This window comes from Brevundimonas sp. EU05-FHT14B07 (assembly GCF_058790795.1).
Genome location: NZ_JBYTCZ010000003.1, coordinates 435,342 through 456,899, shown reverse-complemented (window position 1 = coordinate 456,899; position 21,558 = coordinate 435,342). Strand labels below are relative to the sequence as shown.

Genomic DNA, 21,558 nt, shown 5'->3' with positions numbered 1-21,558 from the left:
CAACTTATCCGAGGGCTGCAAACCAAGGCCGCAGGCGGGTCAAGGCGTCCTCGATTTCCGGCGTCGAGACGGCGAAGCTGAAACGGATGAAATGGTGGCCTTCGACAGGGTCGAAGTCGACGCCGGGCGCGGTGGCGACGCCGGTGTCGCGCAGCAACTGCTCGCAGAACGCCACGCTGTCGTTTGTGAGATGGCCGATGTCGGCCCAGATATAGAAGGCGCCGTCCGGCGGCGCGATCTTGCGCAGACCGAGCGCTGGCAAGGCCTCCAGCATGAGCTGGCGGTTGCGGGCGTAGGTCTGGATATGGGCTTCCAGCTCATTGATCGCGTCCAAGGCGACAAGACCGGCGTGCTGGCTGAGGCTGGGGGGCGTCAGGAACATGTTGCCGATATAGGCGCGGGTGGCGTCGATCCGGTCCTCTGGGACCAGCAGCCAACCCAGGCGCCAGCCCGCCATGCTCCAGTATTTGGAAAAGCTGTTGATGACCACGGCGTCCGGCGCGAACTGCAGCATTGAAGGCGTCGGGCCGACGTAGCTGAGACCGTGATAGATCTCGTCCGAGACGATGGCGATGTTTCGCGCGCGGCAGACCTCGGCGATGGCGGCCAGCTCGGCGTCCGGGATGATGGTGCCGGTCGGATTGGCGGGGCTGGCGATGATGACGCCGGCAGGGGCTGGATCCAGCGCCTGGAGTTGGACGGCGGTCAGCTGGAAGCGGGTGTCGGGACCGCAGGCGATCTCCACGGGCTCAAGATGAAGGGCGCGCAGCGTGTTGCGATAGGCGACGTAACCGGGCCGGGCCAGGGCGATCCGGTCGCCGGGTTTGAACAGAGTGCTGAGCGCCAGCACCAGCGCAGGAGAGGCGCCGCTGGTCAGCAGAATGCGGTTGGGATCGACGGCGACACCGTAACGCTCGTCGTACAGGCGCGCGATGCGCGCGCGCAGATCGGGACTTTCCCAATAGCCCATCGCATCGGCGTCCAGCACCTGATGCGCTCGCGCGATAGCGGCGGCGGGCGCGCCTGTGGAGGGTTGGCCGAACTCCATATGGATGATCGAGCGGCCTTCGCTCTTGAGCTGATGCGCCAGGCGGCTGACGGAGATGGCGCGGAACGGTTCGACGGTCATTGAAGGGCGTCCGCCAGTCGCAGGAAGCCCGCGACGTCGATGGTTTCGGCGCGGGCGTCGGGCTCAATGCCAGCTGCCTCGCACAGGGCGGCGCCGCCCAGTTGTTTCAGGCTGGAGCGCAGCATCTTGCGGCGCTGGCCGAAGGCGGCGGCGGTGACGCGTTCCAACTTCTTCAGACGTTCCGGCGACGGGCGCTCATCCAGCGGAACCAGGTGGACCACGGCCGAGGCCACCTTGGGCGGTGGCGTGAAGGCGGCGGCGGGCAGATGCATGACGATGCGGGCGGTGCAGACAGCCTGGGCGATAACCGCCAGACGGCCGTAGGGGTCCTCGCCTGGCCCCGCGGCGACGCGCTCGGCCACTTCCTTCTGAAACATAAGGGTCAGGCTGTGCGGCAGCCACGGGCCGGTCAGCCATTTGATCAGCAGGGGCGTCCCGACATTGTAGGGTAGGTTGGACACCAGATGGGTCGGGCCGGAGACCAAATCCGCCTCCTTCACCTTCAGCGCATCGGCTTCGACGATGGTCAGGCGGCCGGAGCCGTCGTCCAGTTCGGTGAGCAAGGGAATGAAGCGCGGATCCTTTTCCACCAGGACCACGGGGCCGGCGTCGGATTCCAGCAGGGCGCGGGTCAGGCCGCCGGGACCGGGGCCGACCTCGATCACAGCGCGGCCCTCAAACGGACCGGCCAGACGCACGATCTTGCGAGTGACGTTCAGGTCCAGCAGGAAATGCTGGCCAAAGCTCTTCTTGGCCGAAAGGCCGTGGGCGTCGAGGGTTTCGCGGAGGGAGGGAAGGTCGGTCACACGCCCTGTTAGCGCGCGGCGCGCGCGGCCGCCATCTCCGATGCCAGGCGAATGGCGGCGATCAGACTGTCCGGACGCGCGACGCCCTTACCGGCGATGTCGAAGCCGGTGCCGTGATCGGGCGAGGTGCGGATAATCGGCAGGCCGAGGGAGACATTGACCCCGCCCCAGAAGTCCAGCGTCTTGACCGGGATCAGGGCCTGGTCGTGGTACATGCAGATGGCGGCGTCATAGGTGGCGCGCGCCTCGTCATGGAACATCGTGTCGGCGGGTCTGGGGTCGGTTATGTCGATCCCCTCGGCGCGGAGCTGTTCGGCGACAGGGATCAGGATGTCGAGTTCCTGCAGGCCCAAGGCGCCGCCTTCGCCCGCGTGGGGATTCAGGGCTGCCATGGCCAGGCGCGGGCGGGCGATGGCGAAGTCGCGTTTCAGGCTTTCGTGGACGACGCGGGCGGTGCGGGCGACACGCTCGGCCGTGACCAGTTCCGGCACCTGGTCCAGGGCGACGTGAATGGTGACGAGGCAGGCACGCAGGTTTTGGGCCGTCAGCATCATCACCGGACCGCGCGTGCCGGCGTAGGGCGCATCGGCGGTGAGTTCGGCGATGAACTCGGTATGGCCGGGAAAGCGAAAGCCCGAGGCGTACATCGGCGCCTTGGCGATCGGGGCGGTGACAACGCCGGACGCCTCGCCGGACAGGGCAAAGCTGACCGCCTCCTCGATGCCGTCCGCGACGGCCGAGGCATTGGCCGGATCGGGCGATCCGACCAAGACCGGCGCGGGGAGGGGGCGATGGATGACGGGAAGCGCGGACCCGAACAGGCCACTAGCGTCGCCGGGAGCCCCGACCTCGGCCACAGCAACGCCTTGCAAGCGCAATAGCGCCGCATCGCCAATGACGGCGAAGGGCGTCTGGTCGGCGCGCAACGCTTTCCAGGCGGCGGCTACGATCTCCGGCCCGACGCCGGCGGGTTCGCCCAGCGTCAGAACCAGAGGCGCGACCGCTGGGCTCATTTGAACTCGATCAGGGCGTCGCTGCGCAGGTCGCGCAGATAGCGGCGCTCCAGCACGGCCAGGTTCTGGGCGCGCAGACGGTTTTCGACCTGCTGACGGTTCGGCGCTTCCGGCCCACCGACGCGACGACCGCAGACGGCGACCAGGTGCAGGCCCAGCGGGGTGCGGATCGGCGTGGAGACCGAACCGATTTCGCCGGTGCGCGCGAACTGCTGGAACTGGGGCGCCAGGTTGGCGACATCCGATTCACCGAGATCAGCGCCCAAGACGCCCTGCGTCGCGCGGGCCTGGGAGATGATGTTGTCGCAGGTCAGACCGTTGCGCAGACCTTCCAGCTTGGCGGTCGCAGAGGCCACGTCAGCTTCCGACGCGGTTTCGGGCAGTTCGACCATGACCTGTTTCAGCGAAACCAGGCTGGTCGAGGCGCCGTCACGCTTGTCGCGGAGGTAGAGGATGTAGACGCCGCCATCGACGACGATGGGGTTGGACAGCTGGCCCGGCTGGAGCTGTTCCAGCACTGACTGCACAGCCGGCTGGAGCGAGTCCTTTACGACCCAGCCCGCATCGCCTGGGACGCGGGCGCTGGCCGAGGGGGCGGCGGAGAATTGCTGAGCGACGGCCTGGAACGGCGCGCCTTGGATGATCTGCTGCACCAGCTGGCGGGCGCCGTTCAAGGCTGCCTGCGCGCCGCCGACGCGGGCGGCGTCGATGTAGATTTCCCCGAGCAGGAACTGGGGCTTGGAGGCCGCCTCGTTCAGCCGACGGACTTCCTGATCGACCTGAAGGGTGCTGGCGCGGGCGCGGCTGTTGAAGCGGCCCGGGATCAGCTGGCTCCAGCCGATCTGGGTGCGCAGATTGTCGCGGAAGGCGGCGGGCTGGATGCCGCCCTGTTGCAGGAACTGCATGTAGGCCTGCGGCGTCGTGCCTGCGGCGCGGGCCATTTCGGCGATCTCGCCGTCGATTTCCTCGTCCGTGACCTTCAGGCTCTCGAACTTGGCCATCTCCTGATCTTTGAGGCGATCCTCGATCAGGGCGTTCAGGGCGGCCTGCTGAATGGCGGGCAGGTTCTGCTCGGTCGGCTGGACCTGGGACGAGGCGATCAACATCAGCATGCGCTGACGCAGGTCATAGCCGGTGATGATCTTGTCGTTGACCGTTGCGACGATGCCGTCGGCCATTTCGAACTGAGGCTCGGCGCGCGCCGTCGTCGGCGCCTCTTCAGCCGCAGGATTCGGCGCGCCGGCCGCAGGACCTTGCGCGGGCGTGGGGGTCTGTGCCGGAGCGGGCGCCGTCTGGGCATAGGCCGAACCGGCGAGGAGGACTGCCGCGAGCGCAGCCCCCGTCGAATAACGCATCAAACCCATTGGTCGTCCTGATTCCTCACAGCGGTCCGCCAGCCAGGCCGGCAGGCGGTCGCGCCCCGTAAAGCGTCATGCTCAACGCATATCGCCCTGTCCATAACCTGAACCTCCGAAAGTGGCGAGGTTTAGGCGCACATAGATGCCTTCCGACGGGCCGCCGGGCCGTGCGCGGGTGTTGTCGCGCCGATAACCCAGCTCGAACCGCAAGCAGTCGTCGTCGAACAGCACGCCGACTTCGGATCGCGTGATCTCGTTCTGGTCCAGATCGGCGATGCCGGCGACGGTGAAGCCCCAGTTCTGGAAGACGAACTGCTGGCCCGCCAGCTGGACGAATTCATAGTTGCGGTTCAGGGGCCCGTCGACTGGGTTCGACTGATCCAGAATGTAGCTGACGGTGGCCAGATTGCGCTGACCCCAGCGACCGTCCAGCGCCGCCTCGGCGCGGCGCACCTCGCCTGAACCGTCCACCGTGGCGTGGAACCAGCTGCGGATGCGATCCGACGGCGAGAAATCGCCCTGGACCACCCAGTCGGAGGTCTCGGAGGCCAGACCTGTCGGGTCATAGAGACGCGCGGGATCGTCCGGAATCGACGTTTTGAAGTCGTCCTGCTGATCGAAGCGATAGCTGCGTCCCACGAACAGGCTGGCCTTGCGACCTTCAGCCCAGCGGATTGCGGCGCGACCGCCCGCCGTCACGCGCGCGCCGCCTTCCAGCAGATCGTAGCCGGAGAAGCGATCCATGCGGAACAGCGACGATTCGTCCAGTTCCAGAACCTGCGAGTCCTCGATGGGGATGCGGCGGTCCAGGCTGACCTTGTTGGAGACCGAGAACTGACCCACCGGCTCCAGGATGATGTCGGCGTCGGCGATGCGTTTGATCAGCGGATAGGTGACGTCCACGCCCGCGCTAAACCTGGATCGACTGACCGTCTCGTCGCTGTCGACGCCCATCATCGGCGGCAGGTCGGACATGGAATAGAGATCGACGCGCGTATCGACGAACGGCTCCACCCGCATGCCAACAGGAAGGATGATCGCCCGTCGCCATTCCACCTGGCCCGTGACGCGGCGGCTGTCCACGCCAGCCCGACCTGTCGTGACGGGCGGAACGATCTCCGGATTCAGAATCGGCGCGCCGACGAAAGCGTCGCGGTAGAGAGACACGGCCGAACCTTTCAGGCGCAGCCGGCCGCCGAAGATCAGTTCGCGCGGTTCCCAGCGGGCATCGATCAACGGGGCGACGAAGGGCAGGGTGTCGTCGTCCTCGAACACCTTGAAGCCGTTGGCGTCGCGGAAGTCCGTCGCGGCGAAGGCCGGGTTCAGACGCAGGCTCTGGATCGAGAAGGCCGCGACCGAAACGTAAGACCGATCGGTCTGATGTTCCGCGTAGATCTGGCTGATCAGACGACGGCGGTCGCCATAATAGAGGCCGTTGTCCTGATACGGAGAGCGCACGTCATAGCGGTCGAACAGCGTCTTGTCCGAGGTGCGCTCGGCCGTAAAGCCGAACCGCCATGGGCCATCCGGATCGAACTCACCGTGCGACAACAGATAGCTGCGGTGTTCGCGATCGCCGAACTTGACGTTGCTTTCGAAGTCGCCGTCGCCGTCCCGATCGAAGTCGCCGAACTCACGCTCGTAGGTGTAGCCGCCGCGCGCCACGATCATGCCGTTGGCGAACCGTCGCCGCAATTGCAGGTTCAGCAGCGGCGCGACCCTGGTGTTGATCTGCGGGCTGATCAGCCAGTCCTCGGACGGCGATACGACGTGCAGATAGGGAACCTCGACGGAGACGCCGCGGCCTTCGTCATAGTTGACGATGGGCACCAGGAAGCCCGAGGCCCGTTCCACCGAGGGATCGGGGTGGGCGAAGAAGGGCGTGTAGAAGACGGGCACCGGCCCGATGTAGAAGACGGCGTTGCGATACAGGATCGCGCGCAACTGCTCGTCCTGCGTCACCTTCTCCGCCTGGATCGAGATGGTCGGCGTCTTTGGACCGCCATCGTCGCAGATCGGGCAGGGGGTGAAACGGGCGTAGTTCAGCTCGCTGACGTTCTCGCTGCGGCGGACAGCCGTTGCCGCCATCAGACTGGCGCCGTTGGCCAGACGCGTGGCGAAATCCACGGCGACGCCGGTCTCCAGGTTTTCATCCAGCTCGAGACGGCTGGCGTAGACCACGGTGCCGTCGGGCGCGATGGCCTCGACGCGGCCTTCGGCCGTTGCCGAACCGGCGTTCAGATCATAGGACAGGTTCTCGCCGCGCAGCACATGGCCGCGTGTGCGGACATAGGCGCGGTTCTCGGGCGTGCCGCTGACGATGATGTTGTCGCCTTCGCGACGCGCATTGTCGGCATCGACATAGACCGCTTCGGGCGGCAGGCCGTCGGAAGGCGCGGCTGCGGCTGGCGGGGTCGTTTGCGCCCATGCAGGCGTCGCCAAGGGCGCGCAGGCGACCAGGGCCGCACCGGCGAGAAGCCTTGCTTTGAAAGCGTCGAAGCGCCGATCACCCTGCATAGGCCATCCGTAGTCTGAGAAGCGAGCGCCCGATTAGCCGTCTTCGGTATAGAACAGCAAGGTCAAGGCTGCGAGCGCCGTAAGAACAGGCGGCAGCCAGGCGGCGACGAACGGCGCCACGACCTCGGCCGATCCCATCGCCGACGAGAACTGGTTCAGGAAGAAGAAGGCGAAGCCCAGCACCACGGCCGCCACGCTCATGCGTGCCAGGTCGCCCAATCGCATCAGCCGCAGCGAGAAGGCGGCGGCCAGAATGGACATGGCGGCGAACACCAGCGGCGTGGCCAGAAGTTGCTGGAAGCGGAGGCGATAGGCGGTCGAGGTGAAGCCCGCGTTTTCAATTCGGCTGATCTGGTTGGGCAGCGACCAGAAGGGCGTGGCCTGCGGTCGAGCGAAACGATCGAAGGCCTCGTCGTCCGCCAGGCTGGAGACCAGGGTCAGGCTGGAATAGGTGACCGCGCGCTGGCCGATCTGGGCGCCGACGGCGTCCGTCAGGCGCCAGCTGCCGGCGTTGAGAGAGGCCGATTTGGCGTCGATCCGTTCGGAGAAGGTGCGACCGCCGCCGGCGGCGGTCGTGTAGATGAAGAAGCTGACGTTCAGCAGTCGGGCGTTGGCGCGGTCCTGCTGGCCGGCGCGGATGATCATCTGGCGCTGATCGTCGCCCTCGCGCAGCCAGATCGCCTCCTTGGGGTCGCCGCCGGGCGCAGTACCGGAAATCCGCGCGCGCTCGCGTTGCCACAGACCGTCGCCGGCCGACGCCATCGGACCCAAGACCGTGACGGTCAGCACACCCAGGACGAAGGCCATGCCGGCCGCCGGCAGGACAAAACGCCAGGCGGAGACGCCCGCCGCGCGCATGGCGATCAGTTCGCTGCGGCGGTTCAGGCTGATGAAGGCCGACAGGGTGCCGAACAGGAAGACGAACGGCATCAACTGCACGATGACCGACGGCGACTTCAACAGCACCAGGCCGAAAATGCGGACGGCCGACAAATCCTGGGCCGAGCCGACGCCGCGAGAGACCTCGACGAAGTCGATCAGCATGACCAGGGCCGAGATCACGGCCAACGCCACGCCCAGCGACTTCAGCTGCTGGACCAGCACATAGCGTTCGATGCCGCCGAGACGGGGGATATGAGGCGAGCGACGGGCGGAGGCGGCGACGGCGGTCATGCGAACTTGGCCTTCAGATCGCGCAGGGCGGCGTTGGTCCGGCTGCGACGCGGCTTCAGCGCGCGGAACAGAATCCGCAGGGCGATGACAATGGCCACGATCGGCACGACGTATTGGAGCACGTTCATCCAGCCGTTCCAGGCGCTGGCGGCGACAAGGCCATAGCCGATGACGCGCAGGACCAGGAACAGGCCCGCCGCCTTGGCGATGCGCAACGTATAGCCGGTGCGGCTGAAGGCGCCGCCCAGAATGGCCGAAAGCGCCAGGGCCATGGCGACCATGGCGTAGAGCGGCGAGGCCAGCCGCGAATGCGCCTCGGCCAGCAGTTCGCCGCGCGATCCGGCGACCTCGAGCACCTTGGCCGTCGGGTTCAGCAACTGGCGCAGATAAAGGTCGGTCGGTTTGTAGCGAATGGTGTCGGTCACCCCGACGAAGGGCGCGAGAGAAAAATCGTATCGCCCGAACGACAGCGTCTCCAGCACGCCGCCCGACGAATAGCGTTGGGCCGAGCCGTCGATCATGGTCAGGATCGGAATGCCGTCGGCGTCGCGGCTGAAGCGCGCCTCGGACGCGTTCCAGGTCGTGACCTTGTCCTTGTCATCCAGATAGACAAACAGGTTCTTCAACAGACCGTTCTGTTCGATCTGCTGCACATAGACGGTCAAACCGTCAGGCCCCTGAACGAACTGGCCCTCCTCGACCAGCAGAGCGGCGAGGTCGGTGCGGATGTCGAACGCCTGTCGCCGCGCCTCCTGCTGCGCCCACGGCAGAACGAAGACGTTGACCAGCAGGGTGACCAGGGCGACCAGCACGGCGATACGGGCGGCGGGGGATATGACCTGCCATCGGGTCATGCCGCCCGCGAAGGCCGCCGTCAGTTCCTGCTCGCGTTGCAGACGGGTCAGGGCGATCAGGGCGCCGACGAAAAGGCCGATGGGCAGAATCACCGACAGCAGTTGCGGCAGGGCAAGCAGGGTCAGCTTGACCATGATCCACACGCTCTGACCCCGCTCCACAATGACCTGGAGTTGGTCGAGGCTTTGGCTCAGAATCCCGATTCCCGCCAGCGCTGCGCACGCGGCGATCACAGGGAACAGGATCTGGCGAAAAAGGTATCTTTGAATCAGGGTCATGGGCGGATGGTTTTCGCCCGGTTGCAGGCGGCGATATTGAGGCGCATCTAGTAGCACATCAGGGCGCGTCCGCGACAAGCAGACGCGCCGTTGTCATTTTGCTGTTTGCAGACGCCGGGTGGGGCCTGGCTGGAGTTGATTGAATGAAGATCGAATTCGTCGCCGCCGTGGACGCCGCCGAAATCCTGGCCGTTCCGGTTTTTGAAGATCGCAGCTTCACCGCTGCCGGGACCGCGCTGGACGGCAAGGCCAACGGCGCGCTGACCAAGGCGGCGGGCAAGGGTCGTTTCACCGGCAAGGCAGGACAGAGCCTGAGCATCGCCGCGCCGGCGGGCGTCGAGGCGGACGCCGTGCTGCTGGTGGGCGCGGGCGCCAAGGACAAGCTGGATGACCTGGCGGTCGAGGCCTTCGGCGGCAACGCCTATGCGGCGGTCAAGCTGTCGGGCGCCGAGGTGTTGACGATCGACGCTTTGGATCTGTCGCCTGAGCAGGCCGCCCGCGTCGGTTTCGCCGCGCGTCTGGCCGCCTATCGCTTCGACAAGTATCGCACGACGCAAAAGGCCGACAAGATTCCGTCGATCACCACCATCCGCGTGGTCACGACCGACCTGCGGGGTGCCGAAGCCGCGCTGGAGCCGCTGTCGGCCGTCGCCGACGGCGTGATCTTCGCGCGCGACCTGGTGTCCGAACCCGCCAACGTCCTGTATCCGGCGGAGTTCGCCAAGCGGGTGAAGGCGCTGGAGAGCCTGGGCTTGGAGGTCGAAATCCTCGGCGAGGCCGAGATGGAGAAGCTGGGCATGCGCACCCTATTGGGCGTGGGCCAGGGCAGCCGTCGCGAAAGCCAGCTTGCGATCATGAAGTGGAACGGCGGCGAAGCCGGCGCTCAGCCCCTGGCCTTCGTCGGCAAGGGCGTCTGCTTCGACACCGGCGGCATCTCGATCAAGCCGGCGGACGGCATGGAAGACATGAAGTGGGACATGGGCGGCGCGGCGGCCGTGACCGGCACCATGATCGCCCTGGCCAGCCGCAAGGCCAAGGCCAATGTCATCGGCGTGCTGGGTCTGGTCGAGAACATGCCGGACGGCAACGCCCAGCGTCCGGGCGATGTGGTCGTGTCCATGTCGGGTCAGACGGTGGAGGTCATCAACACCGACGCCGAAGGTCGCCTCGTTCTGGCCGATGCCCTCTGGTACACCCAGGAGCGTTTCAAGCCGAAGTTCATGATCGACCTGGCCACTCTGACAGGCGCCATGATCGTGGCCCTTGGCCTGGATTACGCCGGCGTCTTCTCGAACTCCGACGATGTCGCTGACCCGATCCTGGCGGCGGCCAAGAAGGTCGGCGAGAACTTCTGGCGCATGCCGATCCCGGCCATCTACGAGCAGCACATCGATTCCAAGATCGCCGATGTGAAGAACACCGGCAACGGCCGCGCCGGTGGCTCGATCACCGCCGCCCTGTTCCTGCAACGCTTCACCAACGGCGTGCCGTGGGCGCACCTGGACATCGCCCCGACGGCCTGGGCCAACAAGAGCCCCAGCCCCACCGTACCGGAAGGCGGCGTCGGCTTCGCTGTGCGGACTCTGGACCGGATGGTCGCGGATTCCTACGAAGGCTGATCGGTCGGGAGGTGGAGCCGGGTGAGCGACAAGCCCGAAATCTGGTTCTATCACCTGGAGCGTTCATCGCTGGATCAGGTGCTGCCAACCCTGCTCGAAAAGACGATCGAGCGGGGCTGGCGGGCCATGATCAAGTCATCGCATTCGCATCGTCTGGACGAGGTCGACGAGACGCTGTGGACGTTTCGTGATGACAGTTTCCTGCCGCACGGCCGGGCCGACCAGCCCCATGCCGAGCGCCAGCCTGTGCTGTTGAGCGAGACGGGCGAGAACCTGAACGGCGCTCAGGCGCTGTTCATAGTCGACGACGCAGAACTGGGTGTGACGGAAGGGTTCGAACGATGCTTCATCATTTTCGACGGTCGGGACGAGCCGGCTTTGCAACACGCGCGGGGACGTTGGAAGGCGCTGAAGGGGCAGGGCGCGAATCTGGCCTATTGGCGTCAAACGGACGAAGGGCGCTGGGAAAAGGCGGCCTGATCGGACTGGTTCTGCTGGCCGGTTGCTCCACGCCGGTCTCCGAGGCGCCTGCGCCGCGCGCGGTCGAGCAGGCTCAGCTCAACCTGCCCGTCGGCAGCCGGATGCCGACCGCCCAGACCGAGGACGTCTGCAAGGCCGGCGAGATGCAATATCTGGTCGGCAAGTCCCGGACCGAAATCCCGGTGCCGGTGGATGTCGTCAATCGGCGTGTGACCTGCACCACCTGCCCGGTGACGCAGGACTTCTCCGCCTATCGTCTGAACATCTTCTACAACGAACAGACCGGCATCATCGAACAGGTCCGCTGCGGCTGAGCCTGACGCAAGGAGACGACCATGAAGATCATCGTGAGCACCCTGTTGGCCGCTGGCGCCTTGGCCGTGTCGGCCTGCGCGCCGGTCCAGACCGCCGAGCCTGCGCCCGGATCGGACACCGCCTTCAAGGCCTGCAAGATTTCGGACTATCAAAGTTATGTGGGGCGCAGCCGCTCGGCCATCCCGACCGCGCCCGCCGGCCAGACGTTCCGCGTGCTGTGCACCACCTGCGCCGCGACCATGGACTATCGCGAGAACCGGGTGAACTTCGTTTATGACGAGGCGACGAACATCGTGCGCGAAGTGAAGTGCGGTTGAGCGTTAGCGCCCCACCGTATCGCCCGGCCACAGCGGTCCGCTGAACTTCGCCGCCAGATAGTCCATGAAGGCCGTGACCCTGGCCGGGCGCGGTCCGCCGCTGGGCGCCACCAGATGCAGGGCGATGGGCGGCAGGCGCCAGTCGGTCATCACCGTCTCGAGATGGCCGTCGGCGACGTCCTTCCAGTAGATGAAGTCCGGCTGGGGAAAGAGCCCTAGCCCTGCGCACAACGACGCCGTCAGGGCGTCGGAGTTGTTGGCGCGCAGCGGCCCGCGCGGATGCACCACCACTTCGTCACCCGCCGCATTGCTGAACCGCCAGGTGTCGGGACTGGGCATGTAGGCGTAGCCGAGGCAGGCGTGACGGGCCAGATCGTCGGGGTGGGTCGGGCGACCGCGCTGCTCCAGATAGGATGGCGAGGCCACCAGGGCGCGGGCCACAGGCCGCAGCTTGCGCGCCGTCAGCGATGAGTCCGCCAAGGCCGCGATCCTAAGCGCGCAGTCAAAGCCGCCGCCGACCAGATCGATGACCTCGTCCGACAGGTGCAGATCGACCGACACGTCCGGGTGAGTGGCGAGGAACTCGGGCAGGGCTGGGGCCACATAGGCCATGCCGAACGACATGGGCGCCGCCAGTCGCACCAAGCCGCGCGGGGTGACGGACATGTCCAACGCCTCCGACACCGCGCCCTCGGCCTCGGCCAGCATGTGGGCGGCGCGGGCGGCTAGGGTGCGACCGGCATCGGTCAGGGCGAAACGGCGCGAGGTGCGGTGGAGCAGGGTGGTCTTCAGCTGCTGCTCCAGCCGCGTCACCGCCTTGGATACGGTGGCCTTGGACAGGCCCAGGGTCTCGGCTGCGCCGGAAAAGGATTGGCTGTCGGCGACCTTGGCGAAGATGGCCAAGGCTTCCAGATCGGGCAGGCGGGACATGGGCGGCCTCGCGTCCTGAAACGATGAGTTTCGGTTGTTTCTATTTCTGATCGGTCGCCGATCTCTATCTTGACGTCAAGCAAAGGCGTCGGACGGTTCCGACGCGAAAGGACGAGTGCGATGATCGAGCGCAGACCATTTGAATCCCTCGGCGGCGCCAACCACGGCTGGCTGAACGCCAAACACCATTTTTCGTTTGCGAACTACTATGATCCCAAGCGGATGAGCTGGGGCAATCTTCGGGTCTGGAACGACGACGAGATCGCCGCCGGAACGGGCTTCCCGCCGCATCCGCACGCCGACATGGAGATCATCACCTACGTCCGCGATGGGGCCATCACCCATGAGGACAGTCTGGGCAACAAGGGCCGCACCGTCGCGGGCGATGTCCAGGTGATGAGCGCCGGAACCGGCATCCGTCATGCCGAGTACAACGCCGAGCCGGACCTGACGCGGATCTTCCAAATCTGGATCGAGCCGACCCGGCGCGGGGATGCGCCGAGTTGGGGCACCAAGCCCTTCCCCAAGGGCGAGCGGTCAGGCCAGTTCGTGGTCCTGGCTTCGGGCTTCGAAGGCGACAAGGACGCCCTGCCGATCCGCACGGATGCGCGGATTGTGGCGGCGACGCTGAAGGCAGGCGACAGCGCCGACTATCCGCTGGGCGGCGCGCGGCGGGCCTATCTGGTCCCGGCCAAGGGCGAGGTCGAGGTCAATGGCGTCCGGCTGAACGCCCGTGACGGCGCGGCCATCGCCCAGGAGGATGTCGTGACGGTCAAGGCGCTGTCCGACGCCGAGATCGTGCTGGTGGACGCCGCCTGATTTTCGGAACAAGCTTCACGGTCGGACCCGATCCGGCCGTGAACAACCGCATCAAAAAGGCGAGGAAAGAGAATGTTCAATCAAGTGAATGGCTGGTCTTCCCGCGCCCTGGCGGCGCTCAGGATCGTCGCCGGTCTGTTGTTCCTGGCGCATGGCGTCATCAAGGTCTTCGGCTTTCCGACCGGGGCCGAACCCGGTCAGCAGGAGCTGCTGTCGCTGTTCGGCATCGGCGGGGTAATCGAGCTGATCACGGGCCTGCTGCTGATCCTGGGCCTGTTCACGCGTCCAGCCGCCTTCATCGCCTCGGGTCAGATGGCCGTGGCCTATTGGATGTTCCACTTCCCCAGCAGCCCTTATCCGGCGGTGAACGGCGGCGATGCGGCCATCCTGTACTGCTTCATCTTCCTTTACATCTTCACTGCCGGTCCAGGCGCGTGGAGCATCGACAATCGAACCGCAAAGCGGTTCTGATTTCTCCAGAATGGGAAAGGCCGCCGCGCTGTCCTGCGCGGCGGCTTTTTCATGCCTGAAGGCTTGCGGCCCAGTCGGCGGCGCGGACCAGGCTGTCGACGATGCCGGGTTCCGACGAGGCGTGGCCGGCGTCGCCGACGATGTCCAGATGCGCCTCGGGCCAGGCGCGGTGCAACGCCCAGGCGCCTGAAATCGGCGTCACCACGTCGAACCGGCCCTGCGCGATCCAGCACGGGATAAGCCGCATCCGGTCGACATTCTTCAGCAGCCAGCCGTCCTCGTCGAAGAAGCCGGCGTTGGTGAAGAACCAGTTCTCGATCCGGGCGAAGGCGACGGCGAAGTCGGGCTCGGCGAACTTGTCCGGGCGGGCGTTGGGGCCCTCGACGCTGACGGTTTCGCCCTCCCAACTGGACCAGGCGACGGCGCAGCGTTCGCGCTCGGCGACGTCATCGCCGATCAGCCGCTTGTAATAGGCGGCCATCAGGTCGCCGCGCTCGGCCTCGGGGATCGGAGCGACGAAGCGCTCCCAGGCGTCGGGGAAGATCATCGAGGCGCCGTCCTGATAGAACCAGTGCAACTCCTTCTTCGTCAGCAGGAAGATGCCGCGTAGCAGCAGCGCAATAACCCGCTCAGGATGGGTGATGGCGTAGGCCATCGACAGGGTCGAACCCCACGACCCGCCGAACACCACCCATTTGTCGACGCCGCACAAAGCGCGCAGACGCTCGATGTCGTCGATCAGGGTCCAGGTCGTGTTGTCTTCCAGCGAGGCGTGGGGCCGCGACTGACCACAGCCGCGCTGGTCGAACATGATGATGCGATAGACGGCGGGATCGAAGAAGCGGCGCATGCCCGGATTGACCGCACCGCCTGGTCCGCCGTGAAGGACCAGAACCGGCAGGCCGTGCGGATTGCCGGACTCCTCGTAATAGATTTCATGCACGCCTTCGGTCGGCATCCAACCCGAGGCATAGGCCTCGATCTCAGGGTGGAGCACACGACGCGGCTCGGCGGGCGTGGGGAAGGCCATGGATGCTTGGTCTTTCTACGAGGAAATCAGGGGCGAGAACGCAAGGCCGCAAAGGCCAGGCAGAGCCAACCGGCAATCATCAACAGGCCGCCGATCGGGGCCACGGCGCCGAACGCCGGCACGCCAAGAAAGGCGATCGCCGTCAGGGCGAGGCAGAAGATCAGACCGCCGATCGACCCGAGCCAACCCGCAAGCCGCGCCAGCCCGCCACCCCCTGTCCATTGAGCGCAGGCGAAGGCGAAGACGGCGTGGACGATCTGGTACTGGGCGCCGGTGGTCAGCAGGGTCTTGATCTGCGGCCCGGCGCCATGCGCGGCGAAGGCGCCAAGCGCCACGGCCAGGGCGCCGTTCAGGGCGGCGAAGACGATCAGGTTGCGACTCACTGTCATTCGAAAACCCTAGACCGCCCGTTCGTCGATGTCTGCGATCCAGGAGGGTTAACCGACACGCGGCAGCGGCGTCAGGTGGCTGGCCATGGCCGAGGCGGCGGCCTTGACGCCCTTGCGCACCGCCGCCTCGTTGGCGGGGGCGGGCGCGCGCAGCAGGCCGATCGACGGCGTCAGCGGCCCATCCGGCAGGTCCGAGAGCACGCGGTAGAGCAGGTAGGAGCCGGCGTCCTCTTCGATGTCGGACGAGGCGTCGGCCTGCAGCCCGGCGGCGGTCAGGGCGCGAACCATGTCGGCGACGGGCGCCGTGGTGCGGGCCACGCCCGGCCCGGTGCTGGACAGGCGGTGCTTGTAATCGAGGGTGCGGTTTTCGGCGCGCATCTGGACCCGGAAGCCTGCGCCCTTTTGCGTGCGTCCGACCAGGAGGACGGCCCGGCATTCCCCGCTGCCGAGACGGGCGGCCAGGGTCGAGGCCAGTTCGTCGGGATCGGCGGCGGCGATAGGCACAGCGCGGGCCCCGCTGGGGCTCCAGATTTCGCCCGACAGATCCTCGACCAGATCCCAACCGTCATCGTCGCCGTCATAGGCGCAGATGATGATGCCAGGGCGGCGATCACCACTGGCACGACTGTCGATTTCGTTCATCGTGCCAGCCATAGCCCCATCCATGACAGTTCGGTGACGTGCAAGAGGCTGTAACTTCCCAACGCCGTCAAGTCCGCAAGAGTCTTAGCCCAGGTCGCCGACCGCCGCATCCAGCAACATGAAGGCGCGACCGCTGTCCGACGCCAGGCTGTACTGAACCGCTGCGCTGTCTCCAGCGCGGGCGGAAGCGTTCAGCATGACTGCGAAGTTGCGGACATAGCGTTCGGCGTCGGCGCGCAGTTCGGCGTCGCTGAGGACACGGCGAGACACGCTGCGGACAGCGGCCGGCGCGACGCGACGCACGATCTGACGCGCGGCGTCGGGGTCGCCATTGCTGAAGGCGCGGGCGGCCTCTTCGACGCGCGAGCGGGGCAGAAGGGCGTTGGGATCGACCCCCATGCGCCGAATGGCGGCGGCGACCCGGTCGGACAGGGCTTCGGCCTCGGCAGGCGAAGGGGAGGGCGTGTCCAACTCCAGCGGCGCCTCGTTGTCGTCGTCGCCGTCGATCAGATCGCTCCAATCCAGGCCCTTGTCCGTCGCCGGCGGGGGCGTCTCTGCGGGCTCGAGCCGCAGGCGACTGCGCAGACCAAACCGGCGCTCCTCGGCGGGCGGCGAGGCGGGAGGCGTTGGGCGATCGGTCCGGCGCTCGGGACGAGGTTCGGGCCGGGCCTCGATCTCTGCGGCCGGCTCGCGACGACGCGCCGGCGTCGTATCGCCCGACACCACGCCCATCAGACGCACGGCCTCGGTCAGCATGTCGTAGTTTCGGCGCACGCGATCCTGGAAGCCGACATCCAGCGCCTCGGTGTCCTCGGCCGCCTTGCGCGAGGCGGCGGAAAGGGAGGCCAGGCCTTCCTCGACAGTGGCGCGCACGGCGTCGGCGCGGGCGCGAGCTTCCTGAGGCAGGCGCGCGGCGCGCTCGTCGATGTCGGCGACGGCGGTGTCGATTTCTGACAAGGCGCTGTTGAGACGTGCCACCAGGGTTTCCAGGCGGCTGACCATCCGCTCGCCGGTCTCTTCGACCAGGCCGGACGTTTCGGTGACGATGCGGCGGGCGTCGGCGATGCGGGCGTCGGCGGCGGTGTCGGCCTTTTGGGCCGCGTCGAACAAGGATTCGCCCAGGCGGTCGGTGCGCAGACGCGCCTGTTCGGCGGCGTCGGCGGCGGCGGCGCGAGAATCCTCGGCCGTGGCGCGCATCTGCTCCAGGGCGCGGCGCGTCTCTTCCATCAGGGCGTCGCGCGCCTCGGCCGCCAAGGCTTCGAAACGATCCAGGGCGAGCTTGGTAGCGGAATCGAAGCCGTCGGCCTCGCGTTGCGACATGTCGACGAGAGCGCGGAACTGGTCGGTGGCCGCCTCGACCAGATCGCGCATGGACTCGACCGAGGTCTGGGTGGTGCGATCCAGATCGCCCGCGGCGCTGCGCGTGGTGGAAAGATGTTCGATCAGTTGAGCGCGCTGGCTTTCGACCTGGGCGGAGAAGTCCTCCTGATCGGTGCGCAGGGCGTAGGCGGCGGTGACCAGGGCGGCGCGCTGCTGGCTGAGGCCTTCCTCGACGGACTGAATCTGCTCGGCGACGCCCGAACCGGCGTTCTCAAGTCGAATGGTCTGGCGCGCCAGATCGTCGGACGCCACGCGGGCGGCGTCCTGGGCTTCGCCTGCGGCGGCGGCGAGGTCGGCGGCGCGGGCGGCGAGGGCGGCCTCGGCTTCGCGAAGTTGCGCCTGAGCCAAATCAGAGGCGTCGGCGACCATACGCGACTGCCGCTCGACGGCGTCGATGACGCCCGACGCCTGCGTATCCAGATGGATGCCCAGGGTCTGCATCTGGTCGCGCTCGCGGCCCAGGTTTTCGGTCAGACGACGCGCGGTGCGGCCGGCGTTCTCGGCCGCCTCGTTCAGCCGCGTTGTCTCCTGGGCCAGCGCCTCTCGGAGCAGGGCCATGTCGTTGCGTGCGCGTTCCGCCGCCAGAGTGGCGTGATCGATGTCGGAACGCAGCGACTGAAGCACCTCGCCGGTCTGCTGGGCGGCCAGGGCGGTCGGGGCGACCAGGGCCTCGGCCAGTTGGCGGGCGCGACGGGTTTCTGCGGCCAGACCGGCGCCCTGTCGGACGGCATGGGCCAGCATGATGGCCAGGCCCGCAGGGGCCAAGGCGATCAGGGCGTAGATGGCGATTCGCAGCGGATCCAGTTCTGCCCCGCCGGCGCCGAACTCGTAAGCGGCCCAGGAGGCGACGCCGCCGATCCACAGAGCTGAGGCGACGCCCGCAATCACATAGGCGTGGCGCCCTGACGGCTCGCCCTGGGCCTTGGCTTGAACGGTTTTCACAGCTGGCGGTTTGGACAGCTCGAACGGCGCGGGCGGCTGACCGGCGGTGACGGCCATATCGACAGGAGCCTCTGGCGTCGGTTTCGCATTGACGGGGGCGGCGCCGCGTTCGGCGGCAAAGGCACGTTCCTCGGCCTGGCGCTGCTCTTCCAGCAGGCGACGGCGGCGGCGCTCCGACATCGGCGGCTCGAACGTCGGCTGCACGATCTCGAAATCGGGCTCGGGGATCGGGTCGAGCGGCGGTGTCGCCTCTTGGACCGGCATTTCATCTAAGGTCGAAAGCTCGACCGGCGCGACGGCCTCGTCGTCGGTCAGGTTCAACGGCGGCCGTTTGGGAGACTTCATAAGCTCAAAAACTCGATCTCTACGCGGGCGTCAGACAGCGCCAATGAAACCCTAGAGCATGATCGATGCGGACGAAACCGACTCAAGCCCGCAACCTGTCGATGAACCGCGTCATGCAGCGCAAAGCGCCGCCGCGTTCAGCAGTCGCGCTTGGATTCGGAAAGCAGCGTGGCGTTGGAGCCGGTGTCACGACACTCCACCACACGACGCACTTCGCGGTCGCCGTGGTTGGGGTTGTGGGTGTCGACGCCGAACTGCGTCAGGACGGCGGCGGCCAGCAGGGCGATGAAGCCAGCGATCAGTTCGACAAGCGCCTGCATTCTACCCTCCCTCGCAGCCTGTATGGCTACGCTCCTTATGCGCCAAATCGGCGAACGTCACAATCCCGCCCTGAAAGATTGACCGAAGGACACGCGCGTGGAACGGAGGATGCAGGCGCTTCGACACCATGTCACGCGAATCAGACAGATAGGTCGCATGACTTTAGCCGGCGACAGTTACGAAGGCAGTCTGCTGGAGCCGGGGCCCGCCCTGTGGACATCCGCCGTCGCGCACCGCTTTTCCGTGCTGATGGAAAACGAAGCCTATTTCGACGCCCTGTCGTCTGCGATCCACAAGGCGCAACGCTCCATCGTGCTGCTGGGATGGCAATTCGATCCGCGCACCCATCTGGATCCAGAGACGCGGCCCGGCGACAAATCGGCGGAAATCGGTCGCCAGCTGCGGATGCTGGTCAAGAAGAAGCCGGACCTGGATGTGCGACTGCTCATCTGGAAATCGCCGCTGCTGATCGCCGCGTCGCAAGGCTTCTATCCGCACAAGGCGCAGCGCTGGTTCCGTAAGCGGATGGTGGAGTTCCGGCTTGATTCCCCCGGTCCTATCGGCGCCTGTCATCACCAGAAGGTGGTGGTCATCGACGACAAGGTGGCCTTCTGCGGCGGCGGCGACATCTCGACCGATCGCTGGGACTCCGACGAACATCTGGACGGCGACCCGCGGCGCGCCCTGCCCAGCGGCTTGATCTGCAAAGCCCGGCACGAGGTAATGAGCGTGATGGACGGGCCGGCGGCGCGGGCGCTGGGCGATCTGGCGCGGGAACGCTGGTTCAAGGCGACGTGGGAACGCACGACCCCGGATGAGGTCGAGGACGATCCCTGGCCCGACGGCGTGCCGGTGCAGATGACGGACGTGCCCGTCGGCATCGCCCGCACCGAGCCGAAATGGTCGGGGCGGCAGGAGGTGCGCGAGAGCGAAGCCTTGCATTTGGAATCAATCCGGCGCGCCAAGCGGCTGATCTATATCGAAAACCAGTATTTCACCTCGCCGGTCATCGCCGCCGCATTGGCCGAACGACTGGCCGAGGTGGAGGGACCGCAGGTCATCGTCATCTCGACCGCCAAGAGCCCGAGTTGGTTTGACAGCATGACCATGGACACGGCCCGTGCCGAGGTGCTGCACCGGCTGGAGCAGGCGGACAAATACAACCGCTTCTTCGCCTTCGCCCCGCTCACCGCCGACGGCGACCGGATCATCGTCCACGCCAAGGTGACCATCATCGATGATCGGCTTCTGCGGATCGGGTCCACCAATCTGAACAACCGGTCGATGGGCCTGGATACAGAATGCGACATCGCCGCCGAGCCTGTCGATGCGGCCGGTCGGGCCTTCATCACGGCGCACCGTCACCGGACGATCGCCCATTGGCTAGGCGTCGCAAAGGAGGACTATGCGGCGGTCGAGGGCGTCTTCGGCTCGGTGGGGCAGGCGATCTGCAACTTCGAAACCGATCGATTGAGGCCGCTCGGTTCAGAGCCCCCGACGCGTATCCAGCGGATGTTCGCTGAATGGCAGCTGGGCGACCCGACGTCGTCCAGCGACGCCTGGCGGCCTTGGAAGCGTCTGAACCGTTCGCAACGCACGCGACCAGCGTCCGAGGGCGGTCACGCGCCGGGTTGAACGACGTCGAAATCGACGATCAGCGGCAGGTGGTCCGAGGCTACGCGGGCCAGGGGCGAGAAGGCGGATTGCACCGCGCGGATGCGGATATGCGGGCTGACGAAACAGTGGTCGATGCGGATGGCAGGGAAGGCCGACGGGAAGGTCTTCACGCTGGGCTTCTGGCCCAATTGACGCTGGCAGTCCTGCAGGCTGCGGCACAGGGTCTGGTAGGGGCGGGTGATCGAAGTGGCGTTGAAATCGCCGGCCAGCAGGATCGGTCCCTCGCATCCTCCAACCCAGCCGGATCCGGCCAACGCGGCGGCCTGAAGACGCTGCTCGCGTGGCACCAGGCCGAGGTGGGTGTTCATGACGTTGACGCCCGTGCCGTCGATCTCGATTTCCGACCAGATCGCCCCGCGCGGTTCCAGCCCCGGAATGCCGCTCACGGTCGGCAGGGCGCCGGCGCGGATCAGCCGTTCGGGATGCGGGGTCAGGATGGCGTCGCCGTACTGTTCCGCCTCGACCCGCATCGCTGGATGGAAACGCGAGGTCATGGCCAGACCGTCGGCGATCGCCTCGGCCTGATCGACCCCGCCCGTGCGCGCGCGGCCCACGTCCAGTTCCTGCATGCAGACGATGTCCGGCTCGAACTCGGCGATGACGGCGACGATCCGGCCGACATCCAGACGGCGATCCGTGCCGACGCAGCGGTGAACATTGTAGGTAAGAAGGCGAGGCATGAGCTGGCGGCTGTTTGAACTTTGACCGTGGGCTAGGCCTTCTGGCGCGCGAATGCGACCCCGATGCGACGA

Annotated in this window: 21 protein-coding genes; 7 read left to right on the top strand and 14 right to left on the bottom strand. The window is 66.7% G+C overall.

Annotation, left to right across the window (positions count from 1 at the left end):
- Positions 1–4: 4 nt before the first annotated feature.
- The 7 genes from AC3WRC_RS10170 to AC3WRC_RS10140 form a co-directional block, all read right to left on the bottom strand.
- Entirely contained in the window at positions 5–1,129 is a 1,125-nt protein-coding gene (locus tag AC3WRC_RS10170; protein ID WP_492303757.1) for a pyridoxal phosphate-dependent aminotransferase, read from the bottom strand.
- Positions 1,126–1,935, bottom strand: coding sequence for a 16S rRNA (adenine(1518)-N(6)/adenine(1519)-N(6))-dimethyltransferase RsmA (rsmA, locus tag AC3WRC_RS10165; protein ID WP_055808664.1), 810 nt, complete (start codon positions 1,933–1,935; stop codon positions 1,126–1,128). Before rsmA ends, AC3WRC_RS10170 begins: the two co-directional genes overlap by 4 nt.
- 8 nt (positions 1,936–1,943) lie before the next feature.
- The gene (pdxA, locus tag AC3WRC_RS10160; protein ID WP_055808666.1) at positions 1,944–2,948 is read right to left on the bottom strand and encodes a 4-hydroxythreonine-4-phosphate dehydrogenase PdxA; all 1,005 of its coding nucleotides are present in this window, start codon (positions 2,946–2,948) and stop codon (positions 1,944–1,946) included.
- The gene (locus AC3WRC_RS10155; protein ID WP_492303756.1) at positions 2,945–4,312 is read right to left on the bottom strand and encodes a peptidylprolyl isomerase; all 1,368 of its coding nucleotides are present in this window, start codon (positions 4,310–4,312) and stop codon (positions 2,945–2,947) included. Before AC3WRC_RS10155 ends, pdxA begins: the two co-directional genes overlap by 4 nt.
- 72 nt (positions 4,313–4,384) lie before the next feature.
- Positions 4,385–6,823, bottom strand: a complete 2,439-nt coding sequence (locus tag AC3WRC_RS10150) for an LPS-assembly protein LptD (RefSeq protein WP_492303755.1) — start codon at positions 6,821–6,823, stop codon at positions 4,385–4,387.
- A gap of 33 nt (positions 6,824–6,856) precedes the next feature.
- The gene (gene lptG / locus AC3WRC_RS10145; RefSeq protein ID WP_492303754.1) at positions 6,857–7,996 is read right to left on the bottom strand and encodes an LPS export ABC transporter permease LptG; all 1,140 of its coding nucleotides are present in this window, start codon (positions 7,994–7,996) and stop codon (positions 6,857–6,859) included.
- Positions 7,993–9,129: an LptF/LptG family permease gene (locus AC3WRC_RS10140; protein ID WP_492303753.1), complete on the bottom strand. Its 1,137-nt coding sequence runs from the start codon at positions 9,127–9,129 to the stop codon at positions 7,993–7,995. The genes lptG and AC3WRC_RS10140 overlap by 4 nt, the downstream gene beginning before the upstream one ends.
- A gap of 143 nt (positions 9,130–9,272) precedes the next feature.
- Between AC3WRC_RS10140 and AC3WRC_RS10135 the strand changes: the two genes are divergently transcribed.
- The 4 genes from AC3WRC_RS10135 to AC3WRC_RS10120 are packed head-to-tail and all read left to right on the top strand — an operon-like array spanning position 9,273 to position 11,860.
- Complete coding sequence (locus AC3WRC_RS10135) at positions 9,273–10,748, top strand: leucyl aminopeptidase (protein WP_492303752.1); 1,476 nt, start codon at positions 9,273–9,275, stop codon at positions 10,746–10,748.
- A gap of 21 nt (positions 10,749–10,769) precedes the next feature.
- Complete coding sequence (locus AC3WRC_RS10130) at positions 10,770–11,228, top strand: DNA polymerase III subunit chi (RefSeq protein ID WP_492303751.1); 459 nt, start codon at positions 10,770–10,772, stop codon at positions 11,226–11,228.
- Positions 11,186–11,542: a hypothetical protein gene (locus AC3WRC_RS10125; RefSeq protein ID WP_492303750.1), complete on the top strand. Its 357-nt coding sequence runs from the start codon at positions 11,186–11,188 to the stop codon at positions 11,540–11,542. The genes AC3WRC_RS10130 and AC3WRC_RS10125 overlap by 43 nt, the downstream gene beginning before the upstream one ends.
- Before the next feature lie 21 nt (positions 11,543–11,563).
- Positions 11,564–11,860, top strand: a complete 297-nt coding sequence (locus AC3WRC_RS10120; protein ID WP_492303749.1) for a hemolysin — start codon at positions 11,564–11,566, stop codon at positions 11,858–11,860.
- A 3-nt stretch (positions 11,861–11,863) separates the two neighbouring features.
- Here AC3WRC_RS10120 and AC3WRC_RS10115 read toward each other — a convergent pair whose 3' ends face one another.
- Positions 11,864–12,790, bottom strand: a complete 927-nt coding sequence (locus AC3WRC_RS10115) for a LysR family transcriptional regulator (protein ID WP_492303748.1) — start codon at positions 12,788–12,790, stop codon at positions 11,864–11,866.
- Between the two features lie 120 nt (positions 12,791–12,910).
- On the opposite strand from AC3WRC_RS10115, the gene AC3WRC_RS10110 reads away from it, so the two are divergent.
- The gene (locus tag AC3WRC_RS10110) at positions 12,911–13,609 is read left to right on the top strand and encodes a pirin family protein (RefSeq protein ID WP_404414044.1); all 699 of its coding nucleotides are present in this window, start codon (positions 12,911–12,913) and stop codon (positions 13,607–13,609) included.
- A gap of 72 nt (positions 13,610–13,681) precedes the next feature.
- Entirely contained in the window at positions 13,682–14,080 is a 399-nt protein-coding gene (locus AC3WRC_RS10105) for a DoxX family protein (protein ID WP_295209662.1), read from the top strand.
- Positions 14,081–14,129: 49 nt separating this feature from the next.
- Here the strand turns inward: AC3WRC_RS10105 and pip are convergent, their stop codons facing one another.
- From pip to AC3WRC_RS10080, 5 genes are all read right to left on the bottom strand, one after another.
- The gene (gene pip, locus AC3WRC_RS10100) at positions 14,130–15,110 is read right to left on the bottom strand and encodes a prolyl aminopeptidase (RefSeq protein ID WP_492303747.1); all 981 of its coding nucleotides are present in this window, start codon (positions 15,108–15,110) and stop codon (positions 14,130–14,132) included.
- Positions 15,111–15,136: 26 nt separating this feature from the next.
- Positions 15,137–15,499: a DUF423 domain-containing protein gene (locus tag AC3WRC_RS10095; RefSeq protein ID WP_492303746.1), complete on the bottom strand. Its 363-nt coding sequence runs from the start codon at positions 15,497–15,499 to the stop codon at positions 15,137–15,139.
- Positions 15,500–15,547: 48 nt separating this feature from the next.
- Positions 15,548–16,153: a C15 family peptidase gene (locus AC3WRC_RS10090; RefSeq protein ID WP_082503548.1), complete on the bottom strand. Its 606-nt coding sequence runs from the start codon at positions 16,151–16,153 to the stop codon at positions 15,548–15,550.
- A 72-nt stretch (positions 16,154–16,225) separates the two neighbouring features.
- The gene (locus AC3WRC_RS10085) at positions 16,226–18,808 is read right to left on the bottom strand and encodes a coiled-coil domain-containing protein (protein WP_492303745.1); all 2,583 of its coding nucleotides are present in this window, start codon (positions 18,806–18,808) and stop codon (positions 16,226–16,228) included.
- Positions 18,809–18,945: 137 nt separating this feature from the next.
- Positions 18,946–19,128 (bottom strand): hypothetical protein, encoded by a 183-nt coding sequence (locus tag AC3WRC_RS10080; RefSeq protein WP_039247996.1) that lies wholly within the window; start codon positions 19,126–19,128, stop codon positions 18,946–18,948.
- A gap of 157 nt (positions 19,129–19,285) precedes the next feature.
- Between AC3WRC_RS10080 and AC3WRC_RS10075 the strand changes: the two genes are divergently transcribed.
- Complete coding sequence (locus AC3WRC_RS10075; protein ID WP_492303744.1) at positions 19,286–20,764, top strand: phospholipase D-like domain-containing protein; 1,479 nt, start codon at positions 19,286–19,288, stop codon at positions 20,762–20,764.
- Here AC3WRC_RS10075 and AC3WRC_RS10070 read toward each other — a convergent pair.
- Entirely contained in the window at positions 20,749–21,486 is a 738-nt protein-coding gene (locus tag AC3WRC_RS10070; RefSeq protein WP_492303743.1) for an endonuclease/exonuclease/phosphatase family protein, read from the bottom strand. The genes AC3WRC_RS10075 and AC3WRC_RS10070 overlap by 16 nt on opposite strands.
- Positions 21,487–21,558 lie beyond the last annotated feature (72 nt).